This is a genomic window from Salmonella sp. FC25216 (assembly GCF_057751355.1).
In genome coordinates, this window is sequence record NZ_JBDGON010000007.1 from 206,410 (window position 1) to 224,540 (window position 18,131).

The following is an 18,131-nucleotide window of genomic DNA, read 5'->3' on the forward strand; positions in this document are numbered from 1 at the left end:
CGGGTATTTTTATGATGCAACGCTTTTATTTCTTTTTATAAATATCAGCCGTACCATGAATTTTATTTTCTGTCTGTCCGGACGTCAGCACCACTACATCCGCCCCTTTTTCATCCGCCTTTTTAATTAAATCTTCTCTGGCGTCCAGCGGCGACATTTCCCCGGTGGTAGAAATAGTGCCAATTTTCGTGTATTCCGAAGCGACTTTATCAAAGTCCGTTTTTTTCATCATTTCTGCGGCATAGACGTTTGTCACGACAAACGCTAATGCGCCAAGCATAACCTTGTAGCCAGTTTTCATAGCAAAACCCTCGTTTTATTATTACGCCATCATCGCTTTATCAGAACAAAAATGCCGTTCGGACTGATTAAATAAGTAGTGTAGATTGCTGGAAAAATCCAGTCAGCCTCCCTTCTGTCGGCGTAACTACGCGGATTAAAAAGCTACTGCTTTGTGATCTCACTCGCAATCGTCTGGTTTGACTATTAATAAGATGAACGTTATTTCTTGAGGCTAAGGGAAGAGTTGTCTATGGAGCCGTTTCATGCCGTTGTGCTTACCGTCAGTCTGTTTGTATTAACCTTTTTTAATCCCGGCGCAAATCTGTTTGTGGTGGTGCAAACCAGCCTCGCATCAGGACGCCGGGCGGGGGTAATAACCGGCCTGGGCGTCGCCACGGGAGACGCCTTTTATTCCGGGCTGGGGCTTTTCGGTTTGGCGACGCTCATTACGCAGTGCGAAGCGGTATTTTCTCTTATCAAAATTGTCGGCGGCACCTATTTATTATGGTTCGCCTGGAACAGTATTCGCCACCAGGCGACGCCGCAAATGAGCACGCTCCAGGCACCGATTGCCGCCCCGTGGACGATTTTCTTTCGCCGGGGATTAATGACAGATTTATCTAATCCGCAAACCGTACTGTTTTTTATCAGTATTTTTTCCGTAACGCTTAGCGCAGAAACGCCCACATGGGCAAGGTTAATGGCCTGGGCCGGGATTGTGCTGTCATCCGTTATCTGGCGTATTTTTCTCAGCCAGGCCTTTTCGCTCCCCGCAGTCCGCCGTGCTTATGGGCGAATACAGCGCATTGCCAGTCGTGTTATCGGCGCCATTATCGGGATGTTTGCGCTCAGACTTCTCTATGAAGGCGTGACGCACCGCTAATGCTTGCCCGGTAGCGTTTGCTACCGGACAATAAGCGTTATCAAAACGCCCATGAAACGCTGCCTACAATGCTACGCTCGGCGCCAAAATAACAATAAGAGAGCGAATTACAGGCAGCGACATAACGTTTGTCCGTCAGGTTATTTACGTTGAGCTGGGCGCTTAAGCCATTTAACCCAATGCTGGATAAATCATACCCTACCACCATATCGACCAGTGTATAGGACGGCAACGTGTGGGTATTCAGGCGATCGCTGGTCACGCCGTTGACGTACCGGATGCCGGAGCCCAAAGTCAGCCCCTCTAACAGACCGCTTTTCACATCGTAGCTTAGCCAGGCGCTGGCCTGATTCCGTGGAGCATAAACCGCGCGCTTACCCTGCTCTTGCGGGCTACTTTTCTTATAACGGATATCAGTATAGGTATACGCCGCCTGCAAACGGACGCTATCCGACAAATGGCTAATGGCCTCCAGTTCAACCCCTTTAGACTCAATTTCACCAATCGAACGGTACGGATCGGTAGGTTCTTCTTTGGTCGCGATATTTGTCTGGTTAATACGATACACGGCGGCGCTAAACTGGCTGTTCCACCCCAGCGGTTCGTATTTTACCCCCGCCTCCCACTGCTTGCCTTTCATCGGTTCCAGCACATTGCCGTTTTCGTCGGCGAAGCTGGTTGGCGTAAACGCGGTAGAATAACTGAGATAGGGGGCGACGCCATTGTCGAACAGATAAAGCAACGCGGCACGGGTACTGACGTTGTTTTTATCGAGATCGCTGCGTGAATCATGAAGTTTGTCGATATTAGACACACTGACCCGATCGTAACGGCCGCCCAACGTAAAACGCCAGCGATCCCATGACATCTGATCCTGTAAATAGTATCCAGTCTGCCGCAACTTATGTTTTTCACGGCTGTACAACGTAATGTAATCCGGCTGAGCGCCATAAACGGGGTTGAAAGCGTCAATCGGCGGAAACGCGCCATAATAGCCAGTGGTATGATTGCTGCGATCCTGATAATCGATCCCCACCAGCAGACGATGGTTAATCTCCCCGGTATCCACGCTGCCGTCGAGCTGATTATCCAGCGCGATAGCCGACATTTTCTCCCCGGAGCCGGAATAGCCGCGATTCAGCGCCGTTTCATTCAACCAACCTGCGGCATAGACCTGATTTAACGCCACTTTAGTATGCAGATAACGCAATTTTTGCCGTACCGACCAGCCGTTATCGAACAGATGCTCGATGTTATAACCCACCATATTTTCACGGCGATCGTATTTGTCGTAGTCATCTTCACCTTCAAAGAAAGTGTTAGGAATTTTTCCGCCGTTATAAGGTACAACCGTGCCTTGATAAGGTAATCCGGAGTGGCTACCGCCTTGCGGATCACGGTGCAGATAGGCCATAAGCTCAAGACGCGTCCGATCGGTAATTCGCCAGGTCAGACTCGGCATCAGCGCATAGCGTTCCTCTTTCAAGGGGGTAAACTGCGAATCGGCGTAACGTGTCATGCCGCTAAGACGCGCCGCCACACGTTCATTGTCATCCAGAGGGCCGGTCACATCAAAAGCCGCCCCGCGCTGGTTGTTATTGCCGGCAAACAGCTTCACCTCTCCCCCGGCATCAAACGCCGGTTTTCGCGACGTCAGCGCGACAATGCCGCCTGGCGATGAACGTCCATACAGAACGGACGCCGGGCCGCGTACCACCTCAATATCCTCCAGAAACCAAGGGTCAACCACCAACGAACTGTGCGAATTGGTGTCGCCCATCATTTTTAACCCGTCGAGATAGACGTTATCCAGACTACCGTCCGAAAAACCACGCAATACAATGTAATCAAAGCGGTTAGAGGCGCCTATCTGGTTACTGTATACACCTGGGGTGTAGCTGACCGCCTGACGCACGCTGGTTGCGCCCTGCTCTTCAAACTGCTGGCGGGTAATAATGGATACCGACTGCGGCGTTTCAATATCTGGCGTCGCCAACTTGGTCGCGCCACTCTGTACGGGCGAGGTGACAATGACCGTATCATTTTTTGTTGTTTCCTGGGCAAAAAGAGGAAAAGTCGCGCCGCCGATAGTTCCGCCTATCAATAGCGCTATACGCGTTGTCGCAAACATGAACATCTCCAAAGGTATCCCTTATTGTAAATAAGAATTATTACCCTTTAGAGGTGATGAATCACTATGCGTAACGCCAGATTGCCTATGCGCAATGATAAAAAATCATAAAAAGAGGCAGAAAACCGGGTTAGCGGCGGATATTACCGCTCTGGCGGGGCACGTTACGCACAGTGTCGGGACGACGTCAGGGAAGCGTCACGCAGTTCGCCGGGCGAGCAGCCATAACGCCGACGAAATGCCGTCGCAAAGTTTGTGGCATGTTGATAGCCTGACATCCAGGCTGCCTGCTGCACGCTGTATCCCTCCATCAGATAACGACGCGCGCGCGCCAGGCGGCAATCGCGCAGATAATCAAACACGGTACAACCATAGGCATGGCGAAATTTACACCGCAGGCTACTCGGACTCATTGCCGCCCGACGCGCCAGTTCGTTCAGCGTGTATGCTTTTTCCGGCGTCTGTTCCAGTAAACGCCGAATGAGCTCCAGCCGTTGATATTCACCAGTGACGGGAAGTCCGCATTTTTGCTTTTCGGGCTGACATAGATTTAGCGCATAGCCCAGCAATTGCAGCATGATGCCTTCCAGCATTAACTGGCGTGACGCAGCATGATGTCCGGGCTGCTGCGCATAGCGTAGCCCCGAAAGAAGAAACTCCGGCACCTGCCAGACCATCGCAGAGGTAGCGCTATTTTCCCACTCGTCTGCCAGCGAGCCAGGCAAATGCTCCCGCCATCCGCCGTCCGGGTACATTCCCAGCGATAAGGTGCGTAATTTACTGTCTGCGTCGTGATGAGCGCGCATCGTCTGCTGCTCGCTAAGTTGCGAGCAAAACGCCATCCCCGCGCTCAGCAAAAAGGTCTGCTCATTTACCGCCAGCGCGACGTTACCTTCCAGCACTACCAGCATATACAGAGGACTACTATGGCGAGAGGTGGTTTCATAGGGTTGTAACACGTGAACATCCGAGCGTGTAATGCAAATCCCGCCGGGAAGCGCTATCTCTTCGATATCGCCATGAAGTACGGGACTACTCTGCGTATACTGCGGTAACGCCGGGAAGCGGTAATCAATGCCATACCGCTCGCCAAACGCGATGAAGTCGCTGACGGAAAAGATCTTTTTCATCGCCGGGGATGCGGAAGAGTGACAGGAGATCGGAGACATTATCAATACCGTTTATCTGCGTTATACCAGAGCGTTGGCCACTCTGTAACCATACCACTGCGGCCCGGGAACAACAATAAAGATGAGAATAATTATCAACCGCTTTTAATGGGAAAGATTTGGCGAGCATACGTGATCGATAAACGCCGATCTGTCGATAAAGACGCGCTTTCGCCAGAGACGAAAGCGCGTCCGGGTGGTATCAGTCAGGAGCGAAACCCTGCGGAGGTCATGAGTATTCTGAACAACATTCCGACGCCCGCCAGCAGAAGCACGCTGGCGCACCATATCGCGACCATCCATACGACTCGCCGCGACCATTTTTTCACTTTAACCATCAGTGATATCCCTCTCCATGTCGCACTTTTCCACGGAAGACGTAGTAACTCCAGAAGGTATAAGCCAGAATAATCGGGATGATTATCAGCGCCCCAACCAGCATAAAGCGTTGACTTTGCGGCGGCGCGGCGGCGGCATACAGCGAAATATCCGGTGGAATAATATTCGGCCAGATACTGATGCCTAACCCGCTGAACCCCAGAAAAATCAACCCTAGCGTGAGAATAAATGGACGCGCATGGGATTCTGGTTTTTTCACGCTGCGCCATAGCCAGACGCTAAAAGCCAACACCAGCACAGGCACCGGCAGGAAGTAGTATAAATTGGGCAGTGTGAACCAGCGCTCGGCGATATCGTCGTGGGTGAACGGCGTCCACACGCTGACGCCCCCCATCACCAGCAACAAGATGATCAACAACGGGCGCGACAGCGCGCACATCCGGCTATGTAGCGGATCTTCGCTTTTCATAATCAGCCAGGTAGCGCCCAGCAGCGCGTAGGTGACGACCAGACCGACGCCGCAGAACAGGTTAAACGGCGTCAACCAGTCAAGCTGCGAACCGCTAAAGGCTCGCCCTTCCACCTGAAAACCGCTCACCACCGCGCCCACCACAACCCCCTGGGCAAAGGTTGCCAGGATTGACCCAACGATAAAGGATTTATCCCAGAAAGCGCGATGCGACTCGGTAGCTTTAAAACGGAATTCAAAAGCGACGCCGCGGAAGATAAGACCAAGCAGCATAACCACCAGCGGGATAGTCAGCGCGTCGGCGATGACGGCATAAGCCAACGGAAACGCGCCAAAAAGCCCGGCCCCGCCCAGCACCAGCCAGGTTTCGTTACCGTCCCATATCGGCGCGACCGAGTTCACCATGACATCGCGATCGTGTTTATCACGAATAAACGGAAACAGGATACCGACGCCCAGATCGAAACCATCCATCACGATATACATCAGCGTGGCGAACACGATAATAGCAAACCAGATAACCGGAAGATCGATGGTCATTCGCGTTTCTCCTGCTCAAGCGATTCTCCCACGGCAGAGATAGGACGCGCGGGTCTGCCATCGGTTTCAGCGGTCGGTGTCTCCGCCGGCTGCGGCCCTTTCTGGATAAGGCGAATCATATAAATATAGCCAACCCCAAAGACCAGGGAATAGACCACAAAGAAGGCCAGCAAACTGATGCTCATTTGCAAGGTGCTGTGCGCGGAAACCGCATCACGCGTTCGCAGCAGGCCATAGACCACCCACGGCTGACGCCCTACTTCAGTCGTCACCCATCCAGCAAGGATAGCGATAAGCCCGGACGGCCCCATCCACAGCGCAAAGTGCATAAAGGGCCGCGAATGATACAGTCGGTGTCGGTAGCGTAGCCACAGGCTGGCCAGCCCCAGAAAGATCATCAGTACGCCCATGCCCACCATAATACGGAAAGACCAGAACACCACGGTAGAGTTGGGGCGATCCTCTTTGGGATAATCTTTTAGCGCAGGCACCTGTTTGTCCAGGCTATGCGTCAGGATCAGACTGCCCAGCGCCGGGATCTCAAGCGCATAGCGGGTCCGTTCCGCCTCCATATCCGGCCAACCTACCAGCGTAAGCGGCGTTGGCTCGCCGGGCGTATTTTCCCAGTGCCCCTCAATCGCGGCAATTTTGACCGGCTGATGCTTCAGAGTATTAAGGCCGTGCATATCGCCAATCAATGCCTGAACGGGCGCCACCACGACCGCCATCCATAACGCCATCGAGAACATACGGCGGATAGCCGGCGTATCGTTACCTTTCAGTAAATGCCAGGCTGCGGACGCGCCGACAAACATCGCGCTACTTAAAAACGCCGCAACGGACATATGCAACAGGCGATACGGGAACGACGGGTTGAAAATCACCGCGAACCAGTCCACCGGGACCACCTGACCGTTATGAATTTCAAATCCCTGCGGGGTATGCATCCAGCTATTAGATGCCAGAATCCAGAACGTCGACATTAACGTGCCCAACGCCACCATACCGGTAGACAAGAAATGCAGGCCCGGCCCGACTTTGTTCCAGCCAAAAAGCATCACGCCTAAGAATCCCGCTTCCAGGAAGAATGCGGTGAGCACTTCATAGGTTAATAAAGGCCCGGTGATACTGCCGGCGAACTGGGAAAAACCGCTCCAGTTCGTTCCGAACTGGTAAGCCATGACCAGACCGGAGACCACGCCCATCCCGAAGTTGACGGCAAAAATTTTGAGCCAGAACTGATAGAGCGAGCGCCAGACAGGATTACGCGTTTTTAGCCATAAACCTTCCAGTACCACCAGGTAACTGGCTAAGCCAATCGTAATCGCGGGGAAAATAATATGAAAAGAGACGGTAAAGGCAAACTGGAGTCTCGCTAAAAAGAATGCATCAAACTCCATGTTCCCTCCCGTTTATATACAGTCACTTTGTGTAAAATATTCACTGTTCGCAACCAGGTTGAAACGAAACGGTTATTTTCCCCAAACGTAAAAACGCCGGGGAATATCCAGATAAATTACGATTTTTTTTGCGGTTGGCTATCAGGCTTATCGCCCGATTCTGGCGCTTCGGAGGGGGCGTCTTTTTCGACAGCGAAACGGTAGTATTTATTTAGCATAACATGTCTCCCTTAGTTACATTCAATTGGCAATATCTACCCAGCCATTATGAAAAATAACGGCAAAACAAAAAAACAGCATTCTCAAGACTATTTGCAGTTTCAGCAAAATACTCTTAGCTGAAAGTTAAGAATAGACGTAAAACGATAACGTTCAAGTCAACGCGGTTTCATGGGCGGGGGATTAGCGTAGGGAGAATGACCGCAACGCTCGCTGCGCGGCGGCCATTTTATATGGTCTATCAAAAAGATAACCGTTAAGGTCCATTCAAACCCGTTAGTTCACCTTCCCCTCTATCAGGCCATTGATCGTAGAAAATACCGCCGGCGCGCTGGTCGCTTCCGCAAACTCGACATTGATATTTTGCCGACGCAGCATATCGAAGAATTTACGTTGCGCATCAAGAATAACTTGATCGCCTACGCGCATATTTTCTGCTTTAGTTTCAACCAGTAAATAAACGCTGTCGGCGTCCTGACACTCAATACGGTACACAAAATCCGGCGTGGTAGAGCCCCCCGTATATTTGGGGATCTGAATGGCCCGCTTGGGTAGTTTGCCAAATACGGAAACCTGTTGCGGATAATGGTATTTTAATAGCGGTAATTCAGGATCGACGCTGTCATAACGCAGCGGCGGTATTTGATAGAGAGAACGGGGATCATCTATCGCATTCTCATCCACATTTTTACCCAGAATTTCAGCGCTAATCTCCTCCCTGAACTGCCGTGCCGTGGAATCAAATACCGACGTTGAAGCCTGAAAATCGAGAGGCAGATAATCGTGGCGCTGCGCAAAATGCGCATTAATCCGCGCCTGTAATGCGCGGGTCATATTGTCCAACGAGATCTCGCTTAAATAGCGTGAATCTCCCTGCAAAACATCACGCAGCATCGCCATTAACACCGGGTGCAGAACATTAACCGGCAGACTGGTGCGTAACGCCAGTTGCTTAAGAAAATGGCCATATTTCATGCCCGCCATGAATTCGCTGGCGGCTAATTCGCCTTCCCGCTGCGCCACCTCAAAACGGCCATTATCCTCATTCGATACCAGCCGTTGTTGCATCTGGCTTGGCTTCTGGCGTATATACAGCGCCGGGTCACGCAGCACCTCGGCGGCAATCTGTTCCAGAGAAGCGCCGCTACGCTCGAATTGCAGCATATAACGACGGGAAAACTGCTCCCAGATACCGCTAAGTTGTTCCCAATTTTCTTTGCGTAACCTGACTCGCAATCGGGAGACGGGTCTATTGTCACGAACACGATCCGCTCGCACCCGCGCCTGCGTCAGCTCAGGGTAGAACTCCAGTAGCCATGCAAAACCACTTTTGGTTTCTCCGTTAAGCGTGACGCTGGGTTTAAACTCATTACTCCGGTTGATCAGTCTTTTATCATCCAGATCTTCCAGCAAACGAAGCTCCGTAAACGCGGGATCGACTTTTTGCCGCTCGGTGACGATAAGTGTGATCATCGCCTCATCCAGTTTCTGCTCGTTAAGCTGAACTTTGCTGTCACGATTAATCTCATCAACCAGCATACTGGCAAACGCTTTTTCATCATAGCCAATCAGAAACGCCAGCCGGGACGGCCACTCTTCCTGCTGAACGCGATGGCCGTTTTCATCCACCGGTAGCCGCAGGCCGCGCCCCACTTCCTGAATTTTGCTCGACTCGCTACCGGAAGAACGTAATTTAGCAATGACAAAAACATTCGGGTTATCCCAACCCTCGCGAAGCGTCCATTTTGAAAACAAAAAGCGGCGCGTTTCCCAATTGCCGTGATGGTCTGAAAAACTGAGCAACTTCTCTTTATTTTTCAGAATATCATCTACTTCAGCCTGGATCGCCTCATCGCCACTTCCCCGGTCTTCGCCAAAGTAACCGGCGTGAACGTTTTGGTTATCCGAGTGCAGGCTGGCGAGCGTGGCCTGCAGAAATGACAGATACTCCACTTCTCGCGGCAGGGTCTTGCGCTGATAATTGTCAATCAGTTGCGTCAGTTTCTTTTTCAGTAAACACTCAAACTTCAGTTTCAACCAACCTTCGTCATCACGATAGCTTTTAATACTGTCAATAAAGAAAAGGCTTAATGTCTTAATACGCGGGGCGTTATTTTCTGGCTCATTGCTGCGTAAGAAATTTGCCTGTTCGGTGTCAAAATGCTTATCAATAGCGTTCTGAATAATCAGTTCCTGGTAGCTCGCACCAAAGGTTCCTGGCACCAGCGCCATCCCGGCTTCCAGCTCCAGCTCGTTCGATAACATTTTACTGCCGGCATATTCAATACTGCCTTCAAATCCCGCATCGACATCGGCGAGATTTTCGCCCACGCCAACCTCGGCAATTTTGCTCCCCCGTCGGAGGATTAATTTCTTTGCCGTAACGCTGTCAACGATATAACGATTGTTGGCCTGCTCTTCGGGGAGATTCGGATAATAAATATCAATACCTTTCACCAAACCATCGTTAAAACTGTCCACTGCATTGAGATCAAACTGCGGTTGCCGGCGATAGTAATCTTTACGTACACATTTATTTTTACCCTTGCCTTCGACAATATCCGGGAAGGTGGCGCCAAAACGTACGATCATTTGCGGCTGAATGGCCTGAATCGCTCGATAAAATTTGTTATCTCGCGCAAAACGATGCGGTTCATCAATAATGACCACCGGTCGCGTCATTTGCAGCCCTTTAACAGGCGACGTCAGCCCGCCCAGTAGCGTTTGATCGTAATCGTCTCGCGTCATACTGGCGGAATTGAGCATTTGCGCATTGATTAGCAAAACCTGAATCGTATGGCTATCACGACGGCTGGCATCAGTAAAACTTAATAGCTGGGCCGGAAAATTTTTGCGTCCCGACTTCACTTTAAAATCACCAGCGTTGATGGTGCAAAGTTCCATCTGCGTATTTTCGTAGAACTGTGAAAAATGCTGTCTGGCATAATCGCTGGTGATAAAGTTCCGCGCACCTTCTTTAATGGCTGGCGTCGGCACCACCAGCACAAATTTGAAGAGGCCGTATTTCTGATGCAGTTCATACATCAACCGGGTATAGACATAGGTTTTCCCCGTCCCGGTCTCCATTTTAACGTCAATATTGGCTTTATCGTTGTAGCGCTCGTTAATCAGCGGATTAGCATAGTGATTATGATCGGCCTGCGCGTGATCGATACCGGTAAAACTCGCCAGAATGGCCGCTAATGCCTGTTCCTGATGGGGGAGTTCTTCCAATAAAATATTCATCTTCATCCCCTCTTAATAACGCTTCACCAGGTTCACTTTTTGATCAAGCTGTTTTAAGCCGATTTCCAGTTCCCGAATGGATTCAAGGTCGAAAGAGTAGCCGTAAATGACAATAGTCTGAACCGGAAGCTGGTGCGTACCAATGTGGTTGAGCAGATCGCGGGTCTGCTCTGTTCCCCATCGTTCATCAATCAGATACAGGCGCGTATTATCCACATACATGGCGCGATAGCCGGAAAAATCAACGGTCTGTACTTCAATGTCCATTTTATAACCATCGGCGACCAGCCATGTCGTTAATAGGGTCTCTTCGCCGCTTGCACCGCCCGGCACACCCAATCCTCTGGCGGAAAAAGGATTGATCATGTCGGTAAATCCTGATTCGGTGAAAGCGGTCAGTTGACCGCTGGTATTGATAAAATGGCCGGTAGCAATATCGAAGCTATCCAGATCGTCCAGCGTCTGCTGCGTCGGGGTGGCAAAACGATAATGTTTAAAACCGAGATCGCCATTGGTCGCGGGATTGTTAGCGCGGATCTTCGCCGCAACGCGTGTAATTCGCTCACGGCTGATTTCATCAATGGTGTTATAACCCGCTTTTTTCGCGATAGTGTTATTGCTTAATGTCTGATCGATAGTGCATAAAATAAACGTGCGCTGCCCCCCATCTTCTTCATTCAGCGCCATCACCGCATGGGCCGTGGTGCCAGAACCGGCAAAAAAGTCCAGAACGACGCCGTCTTTATCGATAGCGAGCTTGATGATTTTCTTCAATAACGCAGTAGGTTTCGGCGTATCAAAAACGTTGTCGCCGAAGAGATCCAGAATCTCCTTTTTCCCCTCTTTATTCGACGCTACGTTATCCCAGTAATTGGTCGTTGGCTGCCCTTTACTGTGATGCGCGTACATGACTCGCTGGGGAATACCGCCGTTATCTTTGCCAAAATAGACCAAATTATCGGCCACCAATTTTTGGTAACTGGCTTCAGGATAAGCCCATAGCCTTTCGTGTACCGTACCATTAGGCGTGGTAATTTTATAGGTATAGCCGCCGCCGCTCAGCCCTTTTGACACCGTTAACGGCACCGGCCGCCATTTTCCTTCAGGAAACTGTTCGGTCGGTTCTTTATAGGATTTCTGAATATACTCTTTAGAAAGCGGTTCTAAACGTAAGGCGCCCTGACCGGTTTTGGCGTAAACAAGAATGTATTCCCCCTGGATGGAAACGTTATCAGAGTCGTTAGAAATCTCTTTTTTGCGCTTCCACATCACATTGGTGACAAATCCGCCTTCGCCAAAAATCTCATCCATCATTAATTTAAGATTGGCGTACTCATTATCGTCGATAGAGATAAAAATAAATCCGGTATCTTTCAGGAGTTTCCTGGCCAGGAAGAGACGCGGATACATGAAAGATAACCACGCGGAGTGCGTCGATTTACCCTGAATGGATTTTAAACGTGCCAGTTCAGTATCATTAAGACCAAACATATCCTGCAACGCCCGATCGCTATATTCAAAATGATCGGGATAAACAAACCCGTCCGATCCGGTGTTATAAGGGGGATCGATATAGATCATATCGACGGTATCGGCGTAATTATTTTGCAGATGGCGTAAAACATCCAGATTATCCCCGGTCAGAAAAAGATTATGGCTGTTTTTGTTTTCTGCCAGAGTATTGTGTTCCACGTCAGGAACGATAACGGTAACGGATTTTTCACCCGCCTGTTTTTTTGCGTAATCTTTGCCAATAAAATCAATCTGATAACCGCTAGTCAGCTCATCGATATTACGCGCTTTCAGCGCGCGCTCAAATCTGGCGAGATCAAATCCGCCTTTCGCGATCAGTTCGCCCTGCTCGTCATAACGATCGGCGATAAAAAATTCCGGTAATGCACGTTGTAACTCAGACAGAAAGGCGCTATTCGGGGCAACAGACTCGTTGTGTTTTTGGTTATCTTTCAACATGATATCTTCGCTCCGTTGATAATTTTAAGGTCCAACAATCAATTTCTTATAAAGAAAAAAGTAAGCGATGATTGTAATGGTCACGAAAGGCAGATGCCATCATTAACCTTTGTTGTTCGTTGAAAGAGCGTGAAAACCAGCGGGAAGAAGGTGTGCCCCCGGCGACGGCGAGCGCCAGGAGCGTATTGTTTACGTGCGATGACCGACGGCCGACTCCGGGAGTGAGTCGCTATCTGTACCGGAGATGACGACTCCCCGGGTCTCGCGACCAAATGCCACAAATACACAGATTAAAATAGCCACCGCGCCAGCCACGATCGCCATTGCCAACCCGTAATTTCCACCATGCGTTTCCGCGATGCGGGCCTGTAACGTCGCGTTAACCGACGCCAGTAAATTACCTAGCTGGTAAACAAACCCCGGCAGCACGGCGCGCGCATTCGCCGGAACCAACTCATTCAGCCAGGTCGGCACGACTCCCCAGGCGCCCTGCACCATAAACTGCATCAGGAACGCGCCCAGGCCAATGGTGAATGATCCGCTGGAAAATGCCCATAGCGGAAGTACCGGAAGCGCAAGAAAGGCGGCGATCATGATTGCTTTTTTACGTCCAATACGTTCCGATAGCGTACCGTAGAAAATGCCGCCGAGCATCGCGGCAATGTTATAAAAAATCGCAATGATACTAATCAGATGCGGATCAAAACCATGCTGCATCTTCAAGAAGGTAGGATAGAGATCCTGCGTCCCGTGACTGAAAAAGTTAAAGAAAGCCATTACCAGCACCAGATACAGACACAACTTCCACTGCTTGCGCAGAACAGGAAGCAGCGCGGTATCCTCTTTACGCGCTCTGGCCGCCAGCCAGACGGGCGATTCCGGCACTTTAAACCAGATATAAGGCAGCAAGACAATAGGCAGGGCGCCAATCAGGAACATACCGCGCCAGCCTACCATACTGTAGAAGAGGCCAAAAATGACCGAGGCGAACAGATAGCCGCAGGGATAGCCCGCCTGAAAAATTCCTGACATCAGGCCACGCGAACGATCGGGAATGGTTTCCATCGCCAGTGATGACGCGACGCCCCATATCCCGCCCATCGCCACGCCGTACATGACCCGAAAAATCAGAAATGCCATGAAGGTGGGCGACCAGGCGGAAAGCAGTTCAAAAACCGTAAAGAACAGAATATTGAGCATCAGTATCGGTCGACGTCCGTACTTTTCCGCCATTCGGCCAAATAGCAGCGCGCCAATGGGACGTACCGCCAGGGTCAGCATAATCGCAATGGAAACCTCCGATACGGAAGCGTGAAACCATTCGGCGAGATCGCTAAGTACAAAGACAAGGATAAAGAAATCAAACGCATCCAGCATCCAACTGGTAAAGCTGGCAAACGCCACATGTCGTTGTGTCGTCGTCCAGTTCAGGGGGGTGTACATAGGTAGTGTCCTGCATCAAAAAATAACATCAAGCTTTGAAGCGGCGAGGCGCTGATGAGCGCTCCCATCGCCAAAGCGACGTAACAAGGTAGCGTTGCGCTACTTCTTTGTTATGTTTTTGTATATAGCAGGTAAAACGTTAGCAAAAATAGACAAATCATTACATATTATTAACAAAGCTTACTGACACATGATTTGTCACAGTTTTTATAGGGGTGATGTCATGCAAAGAAAAGCGAGGCATAGCTATCGTATCGCGACCGGCCTGTCGCCAGACCGGTCGCAATTGACGATTACAGCTCGCGCGGCGGGAAACCGGCCTTTTACAGGGCGGCAGCTATCTGCTCCCCGGATAGCGACGTTTCAACTTCAACCAAACGCATCGCCAGTATGGCGCATGTGTTAAACAGCAATACATTGCCTGCGCTAAATACTCGCCTTATTCAAAATCAGGCTAACGAGGGCAACGATAAACGTTCCCGCTTAATGTGACATTAGTTTGTTTGCTTGAGCCCGAACCGTGCCATGAACTTCCTGTTTGGCCCGCACGCTGGGTTAACAGGACTACCGTATTTCCGCCCATTTTATAAGCTTTGTTTTTCAGATCGTTACGGGCACCCGTTTCCAGGTTACTGTTGGATGTCCAGCCACCGGTAAAGAAATTCCCCTGGCTGCCCGTGATATCCCCTAAGTAGCTGCATTCCTTACCTGGCTCGCTGGTCATCACCCGTACCTGTTCAGCGCCATAATTCAACGAATTAGCACTACATGCGGTTAAAGCCAAACCGGCAAAACATACTACGATCTTTTTCATACTGATACCTGGTCTATTAATCATTAAATCGTGACACGTTCTCTCTTCTGGACGCCGTCAAGGAGCCATATTTAAGATGTAACGAATGTCTTTCATTTGCTGAAGAAAAGTCTCTGTCATGATGCTATCATGTATGCTTGAGGCTATTTCTTGTTCAGTTTTTTCAATATGCTCTCTGAGCCTTATTTTCGTTTGTTCGTCAAGCGACGAGATAAGTATCTTAATGGCAAGCAATAAAGTAGGGCTCATGCTTTCACACTCTCTCATCGTTAACTTTTTCATCTTGTTCACTTCAAGCCTGGCTGGCCTTTTTATCTACATGGGAGATTTTAGATGTAAATATATGGCGACTTCTTTGGTAAATAAATAGCAAATGGAAAAAACGTTTGAAGCCATATTTACGGCAAATACGCAATCTATGAATATATAAAGTCTTGCGACTAATGCCATAGCTACTGGCAATCTGATTCATCGACTTTTTGTATAAAAAATGCCATAACAACTCCTCCTCCTTTTTTGTCAACGGCACGAGTTCACCGACCGCTACATCGTTTGCACAAGCGTATTTAATGAAGTACTCAATAAAAACAGGCTTTGCCAAATCGGGATCGATATCAGGATCTCTATCGCAGCCAGATGGATAAAGTTTTCCAATATCTCTGCGCGTGAGCCAGATTCGACGAGCATGTGGATAATGCTGCATGAGCGTCTTAAAACCTTTCCAGATCCCCTGAATCAAAACTCGCCCATCAATAATAATTATGATATCTTCGCTAGCTGATATCTGACACGAATTATATCCTCCATTCAGTGGGAACATAAAGCACTTCCCAGCCTCGAAGAGTGAAGCGATACCTAAATAAGTATAATAATCATCCGTTAAAACTATGCTTATCGTTTTTAACGGAAGTTGTTCCGATTCTAAATTTATCATAATTTCATCAATAGAATAACGTCACGGTGAGTGTTTTATTGTCCTCTTAATATTACCTGATTGATCCTAACCATCCCTACTCAGTAACAACGCCACGTTATTTTTAGTTCCTTGCCATACACTTAACGCTTATACTTTTAATATCAGAAGCGATAACCTATGCTAACACCAAATGTATTGGTATCAACAGCGAAAAAACGACTTGCTTCCCATGATGCATCGATGGATATGCTTTTAACAGGATTAAATATTACGCCAGCGCCGTAGGCAAAGGAGTCTTCTTTTGAGTGTTTATTAAATTTCATCGTCGCTATACCAGCATTGCCGTACAGGCTCACATAGTCATTAAAACGATATGTCGGCCCAAACATCAAAGAACCATAGTCCACAGAATCGGAACCATTTTTATGCAATTTCCCCTCTTTCCAGGTGTAGTTCTCCATTTCTTTCCGCGTCGCGGTGAATGAGCCTAACATCCCCCAAGTCTCATTGAACTCGTAACGATATTTAAAATTAAAACCTCGCAGATCTTTGCTATCGCTATTTTTCAATGAACTGAGATGGGTTTGTGCATAACCAAACGATACGGTGTGCTGATCGTTAGCCAAAGCTAAAGATGATGCTAATAACAGACCTAAAACAACAAGGAACGAAGACCGTTTTTTCATTAAAAACACTCCATTTTGATATATAATTAAGGCGGTACCGAAACTCATGGCACACAAATAGCATATAAATTAAAAGTGACAGATATGCTTATTAACAGCCATACCAACTGCGGAGGTAATATAACCTGATATGCTCGGTAATGGATATGAAATCTGTCTTACAGAGTTCTTACTTTTTTATTAATAGCGGATTCATAGTTAATTCAAACCAGAAATTCATCGATCACTATATCGCATCCGTCAGGCAGGTTGTGAGTGTTGCCAGAGAATCGCAGTAAATCCTTTCGTAAACCTACACGTTATATCTTATTGTTTTTAATATTATTTTAAAGAATCACAGGTTAGCCCTTACTCTTTCCGGAGGGCAATTACGCAAACCACCTTCTGAACGCGTTCAGGTAGCATTCAGATCTACTGTGCGGTACAAACGTTATAAAGCTGCCGATTAAGAGAGTAGAAAAATGTTTTCTCACCAACCTTAGATATTCGAATCTCATTAGCCGCTTGCGGATGCAGAACCCGTAAATATGATAACAGATCGCCAGCCGTGTCTGTGGCAAAGACTTTTATCAAGGATACTTCAAACGTATAGACACCAGGCGCTGTTCGATGTAAATTTTTCATATATACGTCCCGGTATAATATTTTTACAGCGTTATCTTTTGTTTTTATTTCATATTGAAGCGTAATTCTTTTCATCTTAAAATCAAGAACAAGGCTACCATCGGCATGAATATTTTTAGGCTGTATCGTTGTTACCGTTCTTGTCGTACATAAAAACTCATCAGTATTAATAAATCGATAGTTATCATTTCGTACCAAAACCACCATCAGCACGACTGAAACAGCCAGCATACCAAGCGTCGCCAAGCTTAATAACGTTCTTTTATGGAAATGCATTTCGGCTCCGATATATCAAGTTGGTTAAGACACTGGACAAAAATATTTGTGTTAGGAACACGGATGTAATAAATGAATTTCCCATTTTGCTTATGTATTTCATTACTCATCTCAGAGTACGCGTCAACGATATCCGTCAGATGCGTTTTATCATGGCCTACACTATAAAAAGTGTATCCATCATATGAACCCTGGAGAGTAAAGTAATCAATATTTTCGCTCTTAACTTTATAAATCATAAAAAACATCAGGATCGCAGCTAAACAAAAATAGAGCCAATCTTTTCTATTCAGCGTCCCCTGTGTCGGTGAGATAATAGTGTCATTGTGCCGCGTTTCAACCATCGATAATTCTGTTTCAGCAACAGCAGGCAGAGCCGTGTTTTGATCCTCATTACTCAACGGTTCAATGGAAACTGAGAGCAAAACGCCCACGCGAGGACGAGTCACAACAGACGCAGCCTTAAGACCAATTTTATCAAATGATCCTCGTAGCTGGTTAATCAATTTATAATAACTGGCATCAGATACCACGACACCTTTTCGCCCCCAGACATAGTTAATTAAGTCATCTTTTTTAAAAAGGCCTTCATAAAAAGCGATAAGCAAACTACGTTCTGATTCAGATATCGTTATCGACTCTCCGGCACTGGAAAGCGTCATTCGTTCGCAATCAAGAATAACTCTTTTGTCAATCAGGTAGTTGTTCTGACTCATAAAAATA

General features: G+C 48.3%; 17 protein-coding genes and 2 pseudogenes. 1 reads left to right on the forward strand and 18 read right to left on the reverse strand.

The genetic code is table 11. The annotated features are described in order from the left end of the window. Positions 1 to 25: 25 nt before the first annotated feature. On the reverse strand, positions 26 to 301 hold the full coding sequence (yahO, locus tag AC3G3F_RS15745; protein ID WP_023246115.1) for a DUF1471 family periplasmic protein YahO: 276 nt from the start codon (positions 299 to 301) through the stop codon (positions 26 to 28). A gap of 231 nt (positions 302 to 532) precedes the next feature. On the opposite strand from yahO, the gene AC3G3F_RS15750 reads away from it, so the two are divergent. Continuing rightward, complete coding sequence (locus AC3G3F_RS15750; protein WP_053529214.1) at positions 533 to 1,165, forward strand: LysE family transporter; 633 nt, start codon at positions 533 to 535, stop codon at positions 1,163 to 1,165. Between the two features lie 40 nt (positions 1,166 to 1,205). On the opposite strand, the gene foxA is transcribed toward AC3G3F_RS15750, so the two are convergent. The 17 genes and pseudogenes from foxA to AC3G3F_RS15835 form a co-directional block, all read right to left on the reverse strand. After that, a complete protein-coding gene (foxA, locus tag AC3G3F_RS15755) occupies positions 1,206 to 3,314 on the reverse strand; it encodes a ferrioxamine B receptor FoxA (RefSeq protein ID WP_170876622.1) in 2,109 nt (702 codons plus the stop codon). A gap of 146 nt (positions 3,315 to 3,460) precedes the next feature. After that, positions 3,461 to 4,465: a ferrioxamine uptake transcriptional regulator FoxR gene (foxR, locus tag AC3G3F_RS15760; RefSeq protein ID WP_053508600.1), complete on the reverse strand. Its 1,005-nt coding sequence runs from the start codon at positions 4,463 to 4,465 to the stop codon at positions 3,461 to 3,463. 95 nt (positions 4,466 to 4,560) lie between these two features. After that, a pseudogene (locus AC3G3F_RS15765) lies at positions 4,561 to 4,753 on the reverse strand (hypothetical protein). Next, on the reverse strand, positions 4,672 to 4,857 hold the full coding sequence (locus AC3G3F_RS15770; protein WP_308810303.1) for a DUF2474 domain-containing protein: 186 nt from the start codon (positions 4,855 to 4,857) through the stop codon (positions 4,672 to 4,674). Before AC3G3F_RS15770 ends, AC3G3F_RS15765 begins: the two are co-directional and overlap by 82 nt. Beyond that, positions 4,803 to 5,813, reverse strand: coding sequence for a cytochrome d ubiquinol oxidase subunit II (gene cydB, locus AC3G3F_RS15775; RefSeq protein ID WP_023246110.1), 1,011 nt, complete (start codon positions 5,811 to 5,813; stop codon positions 4,803 to 4,805). Before cydB ends, AC3G3F_RS15770 begins: the two co-directional genes overlap by 55 nt. Continuing rightward, on the reverse strand, positions 5,810 to 7,213 hold the full coding sequence (locus AC3G3F_RS15780; protein ID WP_079796576.1) for a cytochrome ubiquinol oxidase subunit I: 1,404 nt from the start codon (positions 7,211 to 7,213) through the stop codon (positions 5,810 to 5,812). The genes cydB and AC3G3F_RS15780 overlap by 4 nt, the downstream gene beginning before the upstream one ends. Before the next feature lie 116 nt (positions 7,214 to 7,329). Further along, positions 7,330 to 7,431 (reverse strand): small effector SsaA, encoded by a 102-nt coding sequence (gene ssaA, locus AC3G3F_RS15785; protein ID WP_488395300.1) that lies wholly within the window; start codon positions 7,429 to 7,431, stop codon positions 7,330 to 7,332. Between the two features lie 277 nt (positions 7,432 to 7,708). Next, positions 7,709 to 10,678, reverse strand: coding sequence for a type III restriction-modification system endonuclease (locus AC3G3F_RS15790; RefSeq protein WP_053529211.1), 2,970 nt, complete (start codon positions 10,676 to 10,678; stop codon positions 7,709 to 7,711). A gap of 12 nt (positions 10,679 to 10,690) precedes the next feature. Further along, positions 10,691 to 12,649 (reverse strand): site-specific DNA-methyltransferase, encoded by a 1,959-nt coding sequence (locus AC3G3F_RS15795; RefSeq protein WP_023246106.1) that lies wholly within the window; start codon positions 12,647 to 12,649, stop codon positions 10,691 to 10,693. 189 nt (positions 12,650 to 12,838) lie between these two features. Then, entirely contained in the window at positions 12,839 to 14,092 is a 1,254-nt protein-coding gene (locus AC3G3F_RS15800) for an MFS transporter (protein WP_053508607.1), read from the reverse strand. A 323-nt stretch (positions 14,093 to 14,415) separates the two neighbouring features. Further along, positions 14,416 to 14,478 (reverse strand): annotated as a pseudogene (locus tag AC3G3F_RS15805) (copper chaperone); the annotation flags it as partial. Between the two features lie 68 nt (positions 14,479 to 14,546). Next, positions 14,547 to 14,906, reverse strand: a complete 360-nt coding sequence (locus AC3G3F_RS15810; protein ID WP_023246104.1) for a DUF4156 domain-containing protein — start codon at positions 14,904 to 14,906, stop codon at positions 14,547 to 14,549. Positions 14,907 to 14,963: 57 nt separating this feature from the next. Beyond that, a complete protein-coding gene (locus AC3G3F_RS15815) occupies positions 14,964 to 15,188 on the reverse strand; it encodes a restriction endonuclease subunit S domain-containing protein (protein ID WP_023246103.1) in 225 nt (74 codons plus the stop codon). A gap of 10 nt (positions 15,189 to 15,198) precedes the next feature. Further along, entirely contained in the window at positions 15,199 to 15,840 is a 642-nt protein-coding gene (locus tag AC3G3F_RS15820; RefSeq protein ID WP_063390188.1) for a helix-turn-helix transcriptional regulator, read from the reverse strand. Between the two features lie 143 nt (positions 15,841 to 15,983). Beyond that, positions 15,984 to 16,508, reverse strand: a complete 525-nt coding sequence (locus tag AC3G3F_RS15825) for an Ail/Lom family outer membrane beta-barrel protein (RefSeq protein ID WP_053529210.1) — start codon at positions 16,506 to 16,508, stop codon at positions 15,984 to 15,986. Positions 16,509 to 16,919: 411 nt separating this feature from the next. Continuing rightward, positions 16,920 to 17,408 (reverse strand): hypothetical protein, encoded by a 489-nt coding sequence (locus tag AC3G3F_RS15830; protein WP_023246100.1) that lies wholly within the window; start codon positions 17,406 to 17,408, stop codon positions 16,920 to 16,922. After that, entirely contained in the window at positions 17,381 to 18,124 is a 744-nt protein-coding gene (locus tag AC3G3F_RS15835) for a winged helix-turn-helix domain-containing protein (RefSeq protein WP_023246099.1), read from the reverse strand. The genes AC3G3F_RS15830 and AC3G3F_RS15835 overlap by 28 nt, the downstream gene beginning before the upstream one ends. Positions 18,125 to 18,131: the final 7 nt, after the last annotated feature.

Bases quoted from the DNA above. Each gene is read 5' to 3' on its own strand.
- AC3G3F_RS15790 (WP_053529211.1), bottom strand. From the start codon at position 10,678: ATGAATATTTTATTGGAAGAACTCCCCCATCAGGAACAGGCATTAGCG.
- AC3G3F_RS15825 (WP_053529210.1), bottom strand. From the start codon at position 16,508: ATGAAAAAACGGTCTTCGTTCCTTGTTGTTTTAGGTCTGTTATTAGCA.
- AC3G3F_RS15820 (WP_063390188.1), bottom strand. From the start codon at position 15,840: ATGATAAATTTAGAATCGGAACAACTTCCGTTAAAAACGATAAGCATA.
- AC3G3F_RS15810 (WP_023246104.1), bottom strand. From the start codon at position 14,906: ATGAAAAAGATCGTAGTATGTTTTGCCGGTTTGGCTTTAACCGCATGT.
- AC3G3F_RS15780 (WP_079796576.1), bottom strand. From the start codon at position 7,213: ATGGAGTTTGATGCATTCTTTTTAGCGAGACTCCAGTTTGCCTTTACC.
- AC3G3F_RS15750 (WP_053529214.1), top strand. From the start codon at position 533: ATGGAGCCGTTTCATGCCGTTGTGCTTACCGTCAGTCTGTTTGTATTA.
- cydB (WP_023246110.1), bottom strand. From the start codon at position 5,813: ATGACCATCGATCTTCCGGTTATCTGGTTTGCTATTATCGTGTTCGCC.
- AC3G3F_RS15830 (WP_023246100.1), bottom strand. From the start codon at position 17,408: ATGCATTTCCATAAAAGAACGTTATTAAGCTTGGCGACGCTTGGTATG.
- AC3G3F_RS15795 (WP_023246106.1), bottom strand. From the start codon at position 12,649: ATGTTGAAAGATAACCAAAAACACAACGAGTCTGTTGCCCCGAATAGC.
- ssaA (WP_488395300.1), bottom strand. From the start codon at position 7,431: ATGCTAAATAAATACTACCGTTTCGCTGTCGAAAAAGACGCCCCCTCC.
- AC3G3F_RS15800 (WP_053508607.1), bottom strand. From the start codon at position 14,092: ATGTACACCCCCCTGAACTGGACGACGACACAACGACATGTGGCGTTT.
- foxR (WP_053508600.1), bottom strand. From the start codon at position 4,465: ATGTCTCCGATCTCCTGTCACTCTTCCGCATCCCCGGCGATGAAAAAG.
- yahO (WP_023246115.1), bottom strand. From the start codon at position 301: ATGAAAACTGGCTACAAGGTTATGCTTGGCGCATTAGCGTTTGTCGTG.
- AC3G3F_RS15835 (WP_023246099.1), bottom strand. From the start codon at position 18,124: ATGAGTCAGAACAACTACCTGATTGACAAAAGAGTTATTCTTGATTGC.
- AC3G3F_RS15815 (WP_023246103.1), bottom strand. From the start codon at position 15,188: ATGAAAAAGTTAACGATGAGAGAGTGTGAAAGCATGAGCCCTACTTTA.